We start from the raw sequence: 11,701 nt of genomic DNA, 5'->3' as shown, positions 1-11,701 counted from the left end.
ACCTGGTCGGCCCCGGCACCGCGCCCGTGGGGCCCGGCCCGGCCGGCACCGCGGGCGGCGTCCCGCCCGGGTCCCGGGCGCTGCTCCCCCACCTGCCCGACGCCCTGGTCCGCCGGGTGCTGGGCCGTACCGTCTACACCGAACCGCAGGAGCACGAGGCGGAGCTGCTGGCGTCGCTGATCTGCTCGCGCGCGGCGCGCGAGGCGCACACGCCCCCGCTCGCGGAGGGCCAGCAGCGCCGGCTGGGTTCGATGTTCGGCGCACCGCCGGCCCGGGGCAGGACGCGTGGTTGACGTCTGGACGTATGGCGCGGGAGGGCTGCTGCTCGTGTTCGCCTGCTACCGGATCGTGGTCGACCGGCGCGGCGAGCCGGATCCCGCGATGCGGTACATCGGCTGGTTCGCGATGTCCATGGGCGCGGCGCTGCTGGTGCTGGCGCCGGCCACGGTGGACGCGCTCGACCGGTTCGGGCCGGTGCCGCGGGCGGGGATACTGCTTGGCGCGGAGCTGAAGATGTCCGCGCTGACCGCGCTGGCGCTGATCGCCCGCGCGCTGGGCGAGCCGGGACACGGCACGGAACGGCGGCCGGTCTGGCAGGCGCTGGCCACGGCCGCCCTGCTGGCCGCGCTCTTCCTGCCGGCGGGGCTGCGCGACCAGGACGGCACCGGGTACGTGGACAGCGGCCTGGGCCGTTGGCTGCTGGCCGGCTACGACGTGCTGTTCGTGGTGTACGCGTTGCGCTGCCTGGCGCTGTTCACCACGCTGCTGGGCCGCCACACCCGCCGGATGCCGCCGAGCTCGCTGCGCACCGGGCTGCGGCTGATGAACGCGAGCGGTGCGGTCGGGGCGGTGTGGACGCTGTTGCTGCTGAGGGACGCCGTACAGGTCCTGCGCTCGGGCCGGCAGGACACCGCCGAGCATCTCGGGGCGGCGTCGCTCGCGCTGGTGTGCACGCTGCTCGCGGTGGGCGGCGCGACCGCCACCACGTGGGGGCGGGTGCTGACCGCGCCGATCCGGCTGGTGCGCGCCGCGCGCGCGTACCGGGCGCTGGAGCCGCTGTGGTCGGCGCTGTACGAGGCGCACCCGGGGATCGCGTTGCGGCCGTCGAAGGCGGGCCGGCGCCGCACCGGGCAGCCGGCGCTGCGGGACATGCAGTTCGCGCTGTACCGGCGGGTGATCGAGATCCACGACGGGCGGCTGTCGCTGCGGCCCTACTACCCGGCCGATGTCCCGGCGTGGCTGGCCGAGCGGGCCGCAGCCGGCGCACCGGCCGTGACGGGTCCGGCCGCGGTGGTGGCCCTGCCGCCCGGCTGCGCGCCGTCGGACGCCGTGGCGGAGGCGGCCGCGCTCGCGGCGGCAGTGGAGGCGCGCCGCGCGGGGGCCGAACCGCCGCCGCGGCGGGCGGCGTTGACGGCAGCCGCCCTGCCGCGCACCGGGACGATCGACGGGGACGTGGCGTGGCTGATGGTGGTCGCGCAGGCGTTCTCGGCGCTGACGACGGCGGGCAGACCGCCGGTAGGGCGCCGGTAGGCGCCGGACATGAAAGCGCCCCGGCCGGGACGGGGGGACCAGGCCGGGGCAGTCAAGGGATGGTGCAGCGGGCACGATACGCGCGCCCCAACACAACTTTAGTTTAACACTCAATGAGCGTAGTCAAATCCACGGGGGGTCGGCGACGTCCGCATGGGCGTCGCGGCGGGCACCGCCGGATCGCCGGTCTGCGCCCCGGAGGCCGCGTCGGCTCCGGCGCCCGGGCCCGCGTTCGCACCCGCACCGGTGCCGGTACCGGTACCGGCTTCCGCGACTCCTGCGGCCGGGGCCGTGGGCAGCGACTCGGCGGCGGTACGGCCCTCACCGAGCAGGTCGCGGAACTTCAGACCGTCGGCGGGCAGGTCGCGTCGCCAGGCCATCGCCACCAGCGGCGCGAACAGCGCGAGAGCCGCACTCAGCGAACTGGTCACCGACAGCCGCACCAGGGTGCCGTCGGCGTGCGGCAGCAGGTCGAAGCCGTAGAGCGGGACCTGCGTGCCCAGCGGGCCCCACATCCGCTGGCCGCGGAACGCTATCCGGCGACCGGGCTCGAAGTCGGCGCAGACCAGCCGGTGCGACCGGCGCCGGCCCGGAAACCGGTAGCCGTAGACCGCGTTGACCCCCGGCTGCACGTATACCGGCTCGACCGAGGACACCCCCGAACTCCACAGGGCGAGGTTGCGGGCGTCGGCGAGAAAGTCGAAGACCTCCGTCGGTGTACGCCGCACGAACACGTTCGTGGACACGCAAGGCATCGCAAACCTCCCCGGTAGCGGCGTGGGCGGCTGCCGTGCGCGGACGCGGACCGTTCAACGGTTCGTGTGCCGGGCGGGCGGTCGCCTGCTTCACTCCTCTTCCACAGCGTGCCCCGCAAAACCGCCCATGTCGTGGCAATTGGACCAATCGAGTGAGAACGCTCCGTGCACGGGGGTGATCAAGCAGTGCCTCGGACCGATAGCCTGACCTGGTGGAAGAGCAGCAACTGCCGACACGTTTCGAGCGCGGCACCGACGGACCGAAAGTGATCGTCGCCGGGCTCGACGGCTCGGACTCGTCCTGGCGGGCGGCGGCGTACGCCGCGGGTCTGGCCCGCCGCCAGCACGCCCTGCTCGCGCTCGTGTACGTACAGCCGTACATCGCCGGCGGCGCCGCGCTCGGCGTGCCGGTGTCGGAGGTGGACACCGGGGTCGCGGAACAGCTCCTCGCCGACATCCGCGACTCGGTCGAGCGGTTGCGCGGGACCTTCACGGTGCGGTGGGAGTTCCACACCTTCCGCGGCGACCCCTACAACGGCCTGGCGATGGCCGCCGACCAGCTCACCGCCGACGCGGTCGTGGTCGGCGCCTCGGAGCGGGCCGGGCACCGGCTGGTCGGCTCGGTCGCGGTGCGCCTGGTGAAGTCCGGCCGCTGGCCGGTCACGGTCGTACCGTAGGTCCCCGCTCCGCGTTCCCCCTCTCCGTGACCCCGGTCGCACGCGGGCGTGCGACCGGGACCCGATCGATGTGCCTCCTCCGCCCCCTGCGCCTGCTCAGCGGGCGGCCTGCGCGGGCGCGTACTTGTAGCCGACGCGGCGGACGGTCACGATGCTGCCGCGGTGCTCGGCGCCCAGCTTCCGCCGCAGCCGGGCGATGTGGACGTCCACGGTGCGACCGTCCCCGACGTGGCCGTACCCCCACACGGTGGTGACGAGCTGGTCGCGGGAGTGCACCCGGTGCGGGTGCGCGACCAGGTGGGCCAGCAACTCGAACTCCAGGTAGGTCAGGTCCAGCGGGCGGCCCTCGACGGCGGCGGTGCGGCGCTCGCCGTCGATCAGCACCGGCGTGGCGGGCAGGGACGGCCCACCCCGCTCCCGCGCCACCACCGGCTCGACGGCGTACTGGTACGGGTCGGCGGCGGGCACCGGCTGCTCGGCGCGGGCCCGGTCGGCCGGGACCAGCACCAGGTAGCCGACCATCGGGGCGCCCCCGGCCGCCGCGGGCAGCACATGCCCGGGCGCCGGCAACCAGGTGGCGCCGGGCGGCAGGAAGTCGGGGGCGGGCGGAACCTCATCGGGCCGGACGGCGCGCAGCCGCTGCCGGGCGGCGGTCGGCGCGGGTACGGCGGCGGGTACGGACGGGATGTGCGAGACGTTCGACATGGTTTCGGCTCTTTCGCGCGATGGGTCGGGAGGACTCCGTAGTGCGCGGTACCGGAAACGTGCTGGTGCCGACGGCAACCGGCGTCAAGGCCGGATGCGGTGCGAGGTCAGCGGGCGACGCGGTTCCGCGCGGGGATCGCGCGGCAACACCAGCGGTCGAAGTGGTGCTCCTGCCGGGACGGCCAGAAGGGCTCGAGGTCGTCACGACCTGTCCCGGTGTCAGTAATGCTGGCCATGCCCCTATTGAACCAGACCCCGCGCTCCCGGTGTGAGGCTCCGGCAGGGTCCGGAACGTGTCCGCGGTCACGCTCCCGCGCCACGCCCCGCACTGCACACCCCAGTCCGCGGTCGCCATACCGCCCGGGGCTACGCTGAGGCGTCGAGCTGAAGGAGTCGCCATGCAGATCCACCACGTGCTCACCACCCTGGCGGTCAACCAGTCCCCCGGGCCCGGGCCGGTGATGCGCACCTTCGTCGTGGTGTCGGTCGTCGGCGCCGCACTCCTGGGATGGTTCCTGCTGCGCGGCTACCGCGACTGAGGAAGTACGGCGCCGCGCTTCGCCCGCGCCCCTGAGTTCGTACGCGGAACGAGCCGCACGAACTCAGGGGCGCGGGAACTGCGCTCCCCCAGCGCTACGCCTGGGAGGTACCCCCAGCCACCGCGGACCGCAAGGTCACTCACCACACAGAACCGCCCACCCCGGAGGGTCGGGGCACCCTCACGGGAGCACCCCTCAGCGGATCGGCACTCCGGCAAGCGTCCGGGCGATCACCAGGCGCTGGATCTCGCTGGTCCCCTCGAAAATCGTGTAGATCGCGCTGTCGCGGTGCATCCGCTCGACCGGGTACTCGCGGGTGTATCCGTTGCCCCCGAGGATCTGGATCGCCTGCGCCGTGACCTTCTTCGCCGTCTCGCTGGCGAACAGCTTGGACATGGAGCCCTCGGCCGAGGTGAACGGGCGGCCGGCGGTGGCCATCCAGGACGCCCGCCACACCAGCAGCCGTGCGGCGTCGATCTGGGTGCGCATGTCGGCGAGTTGGAAGGCGACGCCCTGGTTGTCGATGATCGGCCGGCCGAACTGCTCGCGGCCCTTGGCGTATTCGAGGGCGTACTCGTAAGCGGCGCGGGCGGTGCCGACCGCCATGGCGCCGACCGCCGGGCGGGACGCCTCGAACGTGGCCATCGCCGCGTTCTTCACCCTCTCCCCTCCGCCGGACTTCGCCCGCTCGCGGGCCCGGGCCAGCCGCTCGTCGAGCTTCTCCTTGCCGCCGAGCAGGCAGTCGCCGGGCACGCGGACGTCCTCCAGCACGACCTCGGCGGTGTGCGAGGCGCGGATGCCGTGCTTCTTGAACTTCTGCCCCTGGGACAGGCCGGCGGTGCCGGACGGCACGATGAAGGAGGCGTGGCCCTTGGTGCCGAGTTCGGGGTCGACCACGGCCACGACCACGTGCACGTTGGCAATGCCGCCGTTGGTGGCCCACGTCTTGGTGCCGTTGAGCACCCACTCGTCCGTGGCCTGGTCGTAGACCGCGCGGGTGCGCATCGAGCCGACATCGGAACCGGCGTCCGGCTCGGAGGAGCAGAAGGCGGCCACCTTCACGTCGGAGGCGTCACCGTACATCTGCGGCACCCAGGTGCCGATCTGCTCCTCGGTGCCGTTGGCGAGCACGCCGACCGCGGCCAGGCCGGTGCCGACGATGGACAGCGCGATGCCCGCGTCGCCCCAGAACAACTCCTCCATGGCCATGGGGATGCCGAGGCCGGTCGGGTCGAAGAACTGCTGGGCGTAGAAATCCAGCGAGTACAGCCCTATCTTGGCTGCCTCCTGGATGATGGGCCAGGGCGTCTCCTCGCGCTCGTCCCACTCGGCGGCGGCCGGGCGCATCACGTCGGCGGCGAAGCCGTGAATCCATTCGCGCACGGACTGCTGTTCGTCGTTGAGTTCGAGCGTGAAGTCGCCCATCGTCCCCTCCACGTACTGGTTACTTGCGGTAACGGCAGTCTGTTACCGTGCGGTAAGGAATGTCAACTCGCAGAACGCCGGGCGGCGGAGCGCCCCGGGGGTGTTACGTTGCGCGCATAAAGCTGCAGTACACGACCAGTGCAGACGAGCAGTGGACCCATGGCGCCCGGTGACACACGAGCGCGGCGAACGACCGGGAGGCGCACGGTGGAGACCGGGCATCGGCAGGACCAGCGGACCGCCACGGAGCGGCGCCGCACCGAACTGCTGGAGGCTGCCGAGCGCGTGGTGCTGCGGGAGGGCCCCGAGGCGTCGATGAACGCGATCGCCGCCGAGGCGGGCATCACCAAGCCGATTCTCTACCGGCACTTCGGCGACAAGTCCGGGCTGTACCGGGCGCTGGCCAAGCGGCACACCGACGCGCTGCTGGCGACGTTGCGCACCGCGCTGGATTCCCCCGGGGACCGCCGCGACCGGGTCGAGGCGACCTTGCACGCGTACCTCTCGGCGATCGAGACCCGGCCGCAGGTCTACCGGTTCCTCATGCACCCGGCGGAGACGCCCGCGGCGGACGGGGAGAAGGGGTTCGACGTCGGCCGCCACCAGGTGCCGCTGCTGCGGCGGATGGGCGAGGACCTCGGCGATGTGATCGCCGAGCGGCTCGACCTCGGGCCCGACACCCGGCAGGTCGCCCGCGTGTGGGGGCACGGGATCGTCGGGATGATGTACGCCGCCGGGGACTGGTGGCTGGGCGAACGGCCCTGCTCCCGGGACGAACTCGTGCGGACGCTGGCGGACTTGCTGTGGGGGCGGCTCACTCTCGCAGGTGACCGTGCCGGTAGCCGCGGACTGTAGGGCGCCCCTGGGAGGTGCACGTCTTCCGCACCTCTCGGCCACGACCTCGGCGCGGCCGGACACGCACGGGGAACCGTAACGGCACGGTCAACTGCGCTGCCCGGAAGTCGATAGGCTGATGCCGGGCGCAAGTCGAGGAGGAAGCAACAGGATGGCAGGCAACTCTGAGCCGCTGACACCGCGGGCGAAGCTCGCCGTGACGGCGGGCAGGGCCGCGGCGGCGGTCTCCCGCGTAGCAGGCAAGGGCAGTGGATCGGTGATCGGCGGCAAGGTCGCGCTGAGGTTCGACCCCGACCTGCTCGCGCGCCTCGCCCGCCACCTGGACGTCGTACTGGTGTCGGCCACCAACGGCAAGACGACGACGACCCGGTTGCTCGCCGAGGCACTGCGCGCGGGCGGTCCCGTGGTGTCGAACGCGCTGGGCGCGAACATGCCGGCCGGCATCACGTCGGCGCTGGCCGGCGGTTCCGACGCCAGGTTCGGCGTGATCGAGGTGGACGAGAAGTACCTCGCCGGTGTGGCGCGGGACACCACCCCGAAGGCGATCGCGCTGCTCAACCTCTCCCGGGACCAGTTGGACCGGGCCGCCGAGACCCGGATGCTCGCCGAGAAGTGGCGGGAGGGGCTGGCCGGTTCCGAGGCGATCGTGATCGCCAACGCCGACGACCCGCTGATCGTGTGGGCCGCCTCGTCGAGCCCGACCGTGGTGTGGGTGGCCGCGGGCCAGGAGTGGAAGGACGACGCCTGGTCGTGCCCGTCCTGCGGCGGAGTGCTCCAGCGCCCGTCGGACGACTGGTTCTGCGGCGAGTGCGGCTTCCGCCGCCCGACCCCGACGTGGGCGCTGTCCGGCGACCATGTCGTCGACCCGTACGGCGTCGCCTGGCCGATCCACCTCCAACTGCCCGGCCGCGCCAACAAGTCCAACGCGGCGGTGTCCACCGCGGTCGCCGCGGCCTTCGGCATCGACCCGAAGGTCGCGCTGGAGCGGATGTACAAGGTGCAGGCGGTCGCCGGGCGCTACGACGTGGTCACCTACCAGCAGCGCCAGGTGCGGCTGCTGCTGGCGAAGAACCCGGCGGGCTGGCTGGAGACGTTCTCACTGATCGACCAGCCGCCGGCGCCCGTGATCCTGTCGGTGAACGCGCGTGGTGCCGACGGCACCGACACCTCCTGGCTGTGGGACGTGGACTACACCCGGCTGGCCGGGCACCCGATCATGGTGCTCGGCGACCGCCGGCTGGACCTGGCGGTGCGGTTGGAGGTGGCCGGGCTCCAGTTCCGGGTCTGCGCCGACCTGGACGAGGCGGTGCGCAACGCGCCGCCCGGCCGGATCGAGGCGATCGCCAACTACACCGCGTTCCAGGACCTGCGCCGTAAGGTCGGAAACTGAACGGGCAGGCGGGCCCCGCGGAAGACCCGTGGTCACCGCAGGCCCGGCCCCAGGCCCGATCCCGACGGACCCGAGGAGAAGCACGCATGAGTGATTCCAGCCTGCGCCTGGTGTGGGTCTACCCCGACCTGCTCAGCACCTACGGGGACCAGGGCAACGCGCTGGTGGTGGAGCGGCGCGCACAGCAGCGCCGGGTGCCGGTCACCCGCGTCGACGTCCGCTCCGACCAGCCGATCCCGACCTCCGGCGACATCTACCTGATCGGCGGGGGCGAGGACCGGCCGCAACGGCTGGCGGCCGAGCGGCTGCGCCGCGACGGCGGGCTGAACCGGGCGGTGGCCAACGGCGCGATCGTCTTCTCGGTGTGCGCGGGCTACCAGATCCTCGGCCACGAGTTCGTCAACGACCTGGGCCGCCCCGAGGCGGGCCTGGGGCTGCTGGACGTGGTGAGCACCCGCGGCGAGGGCGAGCGCTGCGTCGGCGACGTACTGGCCGACATCGACCCGCAGTTGGGGCTGCCGCCGCTGACCGGCTTCGAGAACCACCAGGGCGTCACGCACCTCGGTCCGACCTCCCGCCCGTTCGCCCGCACCAGGGTCGGCCGCGGCAACGGCACCGGCGACGGCACCGAAGGCGCCTTCAACGAAACGGTGTTCGGCACGTACATGCACGGCCCGGTGATGGCCCGCAACCCGCATATCGCCGACCTGCTGATCAAGCTGGCGCTGGACGTCAACGCGCTGCCGCCGGTCGACGACCGCTGGTACGACGCGCTGCGCGAGGAGCGGATCGCGGCCGCGGTGCAGCCGGCCTGAGCCGTATGGCCGGGCGGTGCCGGGGTCGTCGCGACTCCGGCACCGTCACACTGTGCAGATGTGGCCTGCTGTTGGCGTAATCGTCGGGTGTCCGAAGTGCGGTCGCCGTGGAGGCACGGACGGCGCGCTCGGTAAGCTGGGGGGCGATCCATCCGGACGACGGGGTCCGGCCGTCCGGTTGAAGTTGCAGGAGTAGCGAGCGATGCGTATTGGTGTCCTGACCAGCGGCGGCGACTGCCCCGGGCTGAACGCCGTCATCCGGTCCGTGGTGCACCGCGCCGTGGTGGACCACGGCGACGAGGTCATCGGCTTCCACGACGGGTGGAAGGGCCTGCTCGAGTGCGACTACCGCAAGCTCGACCTCGATGCGGTGAGTGGCATCCTGGCCCGCGGCGGCACCATCCTGGGTTCGTCCCGGGTGCAGCCGGCCCACCTGCGCGGCGGGGTGGAGCAGGCCCGCGGCCATGTCGCCGACCTCGGCCTGGACGCGATCATCCCGATAGGCGGTGAGGGCACCCTCAAGGCGGCCCGGCTGCTGTCGGACGCGGGGCTGCCGATAGTCGGCGTGCCCAAGACGATCGACAACGACATCGCCTCCACCGACGTCACCTTCGGCTTCGACACCGCGGTGACCGTCGCCACCGAGGCGCTGGACCGGCTGAAGACCACCGCGGAGTCGCACCAGCGGGTGCTGATCGTGGAGGTCATGGGCCGGCACACCGGGTGGATCGCGCTGCACTCGGGCATGGCGGCCGGTGCGCACGCGATCGTGGTGCCGGAGCGGCCGTTCGACATCCAGGAGCTGACCGACGTGGTCGGCAAGCGTTTCGAGGCCGGCAAGAAGTTCGCGATCGTGGTGGTCTCGGAAGGCGCCAAGCCCCGCGAGGGCACCATGGACTTCACCTCCGGCGCGACCGACATCTACGGGCACGAGCGGTTCACCGGCGTGGCCAACCAGCTCTCGGTGGAGCTGGAGGAGCGGCTGGGCAAGGAGGCCCGCCCGGTGATCCTCGGCCACGTGCAGCGCGGCGGCACCCCCACGGCGTACGACCGGGTGCTCGCCACCCGCTTCGGCTGGCACGCGGTGGAAGCGGTGCACAACGGCAGGTTCGGCATGATGACGGCGCTGCGCGGCACCGACATCAACCTGGTGCCGCTGGCGGAGGCGGTCGAGCACCTCAAGACGGTGCCGGTCGAGCGGTACACCGAGGCCGAGTGCGTGCTGTGAGCCGTACGCCCTGCCTGTCCCGCTGAACACACCGCGGCCGCGCGCCGCGCCACGCTGTTGACGCCCCCGGTCGGATCGACGACCGGGGGCGGTTCTAGTCTGGTGCGGGCACATCGGGTGAAGGAGTGACAGATGGATCACGGCGGTTCGGCCTTGCTGGCCATGCCGGGAATGCCGGGCATGGACTCGGACCTTCCGCCGTTCACGCTCGGCCGGGGGCTGGCCTTCGGCGGCGACCCGTTCTTCCTGGCGCTGTGCGTGGTGCTGCTCGCGCTGTACGGCTGGGGGGTGATCCGGCTGCGGGCGCGCGGCGACCGGTGGGCGCCGAGTCGCACGGTCGCTTTCGTGGTCGGTGTGCTGACCGTCGGCATCACGATGTGCACCAAGCTCAACGACTACGGCATGGCGATGTTCAGCGTGCACATGGTGCAGCACATGGTGCTCAGCATGCTCTCGCCGATCCTGCTGCTGCTGGGCGCGCCGGTGACGCTGGCGCTGCGGGCGCTGCCGACCGCCGGGCAGGGCCGCACCGGCCCGCGCGAGCTGCTGGTGAAGTTCCTGCACAGCCGCATGATGCGGGTGGTCAGCCACCCGGCGTTCACCATCCCGCTGTTCGTGGCGAGCCTGTACGGGCTGTACTTCACGCCGATCTTCGACAACCTGATGCGCAGCCAGGCCGGGCACATCGCGATGATGGTGCACTTCCTCGCGGTCGGCCTGGTGTTCTTCTGGCCGATCATGGGTGTCGACCCGGGGCCGCACCGGCCGGGCTACGTGATGCGGATGCTGGAGTTGTTCGCGGGCATGCCGTTCCACGCGTTCTTCGGGATCGCGCTGATGATGGCGAGCGAGCCGATGGTCACCACCTTCAAACACCCGCCGGCCTCGCTGGGCGTACACGCGCTCAGCGACCAGACGGCGGCCGGTGGCATCGCCTGGGCGTTCAGCGAGATCCCGTCGGTGGTCGTGCTGGTGGCCCTGCTGTTCCAGTGGTACACCTCCGAGAAACGGCAGGCGCGCCGAACCGACCGGGCCGCCGACCGCAACGGGGATGCGGAGCTCGTCGCGTACAACGCCTACCTGGCGTCGCTCCAGGCGCGCAGCCGCGGTTGACCGAAGGGGGGCCCGTGGATGGGCGGACAGGTGAGGGTCTCGGAGGGGGCGCTCGAGCTACCCGGCGGGGCCACCGTACGGTTCATGCGGACGCTGCGGCTGCCGGAGACCGGCACCCATCCACTGCCGCCGGGCCTGGGCGGCTTCCCGCTGCGGCGGATCGCGGACTACCCGGACCGGGCGCCTGACCAGTGGCTCGGCCACGGCGGGGTGCTGCTGCCGGTGTTCCAGCGCGAGGCGGTGTGGCTGAGCTTCTCCGCGTCGGCGCCGGTCGCCCTCCAGGTGGGCGTGGGCAAGGTGTGCGCGGTGTCGGGGCGGCCGTGGAGCGACCGGCTGGCGCAGGACCCGCAGAACTACGTGGTGCTGCCGCGCCAGCCGTGGCTGGACGGGATCAACTCCGGGCGGGGCACGATCCGCCAGTTCGTCGCGGTACCGCTGGAGCCGGAAACGGCCGTCGCGGCCCGGGGTCCGGCGCAGGAGGACCGGGTCGGCGTGCAGTTGCAGGTGTTCGAGCTGCGCGCGCAGGTACGGGCGCGGTGGCAGGCCGCGCAGCGGGCGCGGGCGGTGCGCGAGCGCGACGTGGCGGGGTGGGGCGAGGCCGGCGGGGCGCAGCCCGGCGGCCGGTCAGGGCCGTTCCCGGGGGTCCCGCTCGCCGCGCCGGCGCCGGAC

At 72.6% G+C, this 11,701-nt stretch carries 12 protein-coding genes and 2 pseudogenes; 10 read left to right on the top strand and 4 right to left on the bottom strand.

Annotation, left to right across the window (positions count from 1 at the left end; all coding sequences use genetic code 11):
• Positions 1–293, top strand: a pseudogene (locus AC13HU_RS19890) (hypothetical protein); the annotation flags it as partial.
• The gene (locus tag AC13HU_RS19885) at positions 286–1,530 is read left to right on the top strand and encodes an MAB_1171c family putative transporter (protein WP_483043247.1); all 1,245 of its coding nucleotides are present in this window, start codon (positions 286–288) and stop codon (positions 1,528–1,530) included. The pseudogene AC13HU_RS19890 and the gene AC13HU_RS19885, both read left to right, overlap by 8 nt.
• Before the next feature lie 110 nt (positions 1,531–1,640).
• Here AC13HU_RS19885 and AC13HU_RS19880 read toward each other — a convergent pair whose 3' ends face one another.
• A complete protein-coding gene (locus AC13HU_RS19880) occupies positions 1,641–2,276 on the bottom strand; it encodes an SRPBCC family protein (RefSeq protein WP_483043246.1) in 636 nt (211 codons plus the stop codon).
• Positions 2,277–2,497: 221 nt separating this feature from the next.
• On the opposite strand from AC13HU_RS19880, the gene AC13HU_RS19875 reads away from it, so the two are divergent.
• Positions 2,498–2,962 (top strand): universal stress protein, encoded by a 465-nt coding sequence (locus AC13HU_RS19875; RefSeq protein WP_483043245.1) that lies wholly within the window; start codon positions 2,498–2,500, stop codon positions 2,960–2,962.
• Between the two features lie 96 nt (positions 2,963–3,058).
• On the opposite strand, the gene AC13HU_RS19870 is transcribed toward AC13HU_RS19875, so the two are convergent.
• Both AC13HU_RS19870 and AC13HU_RS19865 read right to left on the bottom strand, forming a co-directional pair.
• Positions 3,059–3,667, bottom strand: a complete 609-nt coding sequence (locus tag AC13HU_RS19870) for a winged helix-turn-helix domain-containing protein (RefSeq protein ID WP_483043244.1) — start codon at positions 3,665–3,667, stop codon at positions 3,059–3,061.
• Between the two features lie 107 nt (positions 3,668–3,774).
• Entirely contained in the window at positions 3,775–3,903 is a 129-nt protein-coding gene (locus AC13HU_RS19865; protein ID WP_483043243.1) for a hypothetical protein, read from the bottom strand.
• Between the two features lie 162 nt (positions 3,904–4,065).
• Between AC13HU_RS19865 and AC13HU_RS19860 the strand changes: the two genes are divergently transcribed.
• Entirely contained in the window at positions 4,066–4,206 is a 141-nt protein-coding gene (locus AC13HU_RS19860; RefSeq protein ID WP_483043242.1) for a hypothetical protein, read from the top strand.
• Positions 4,207–4,401: 195 nt separating this feature from the next.
• On the opposite strand, the gene AC13HU_RS19855 is transcribed toward AC13HU_RS19860, so the two are convergent.
• Positions 4,402–5,631: an acyl-CoA dehydrogenase family protein gene (locus AC13HU_RS19855; protein WP_483043241.1), complete on the bottom strand. Its 1,230-nt coding sequence runs from the start codon at positions 5,629–5,631 to the stop codon at positions 4,402–4,404.
• A gap of 159 nt (positions 5,632–5,790) precedes the next feature.
• On the opposite strand from AC13HU_RS19855, the gene AC13HU_RS19850 reads away from it, so the two are divergent.
• The 6 genes and pseudogenes from AC13HU_RS19850 to AC13HU_RS19825 all read left to right on the top strand — a co-directional run.
• Positions 5,791–6,486, top strand: a complete 696-nt coding sequence (locus AC13HU_RS19850; RefSeq protein WP_483043240.1) for a TetR/AcrR family transcriptional regulator — start codon at positions 5,791–5,793, stop codon at positions 6,484–6,486.
• Between the two features lie 151 nt (positions 6,487–6,637).
• A complete protein-coding gene (locus AC13HU_RS19845) occupies positions 6,638–7,876 on the top strand; it encodes a MurT ligase domain-containing protein (protein WP_483043239.1) in 1,239 nt (412 codons plus the stop codon).
• 86 nt (positions 7,877–7,962) lie between these two features.
• Entirely contained in the window at positions 7,963–8,691 is a 729-nt protein-coding gene (locus AC13HU_RS19840; RefSeq protein WP_483043238.1) for a type 1 glutamine amidotransferase, read from the top strand.
• Between the two features lie 202 nt (positions 8,692–8,893).
• Positions 8,894–9,919: a 6-phosphofructokinase gene (locus AC13HU_RS19835; protein ID WP_483043237.1), complete on the top strand. Its 1,026-nt coding sequence runs from the start codon at positions 8,894–8,896 to the stop codon at positions 9,917–9,919.
• A gap of 132 nt (positions 9,920–10,051) precedes the next feature.
• Positions 10,052–11,032 (top strand): cytochrome c oxidase assembly protein, encoded by a 981-nt coding sequence (locus AC13HU_RS19830; protein WP_483043236.1) that lies wholly within the window; start codon positions 10,052–10,054, stop codon positions 11,030–11,032.
• Positions 11,033–11,116: 84 nt separating this feature from the next.
• Positions 11,117–11,701: pseudogene (locus AC13HU_RS19825) on the top strand (hypothetical protein); the annotation flags it as partial.

The organism is Streptomyces sp. NH27 (assembly GCF_056859195.1).
Note: the sequence above shows the minus strand (reverse complement) of the source record. Positions and strands in the feature narration are given on the sequence as shown.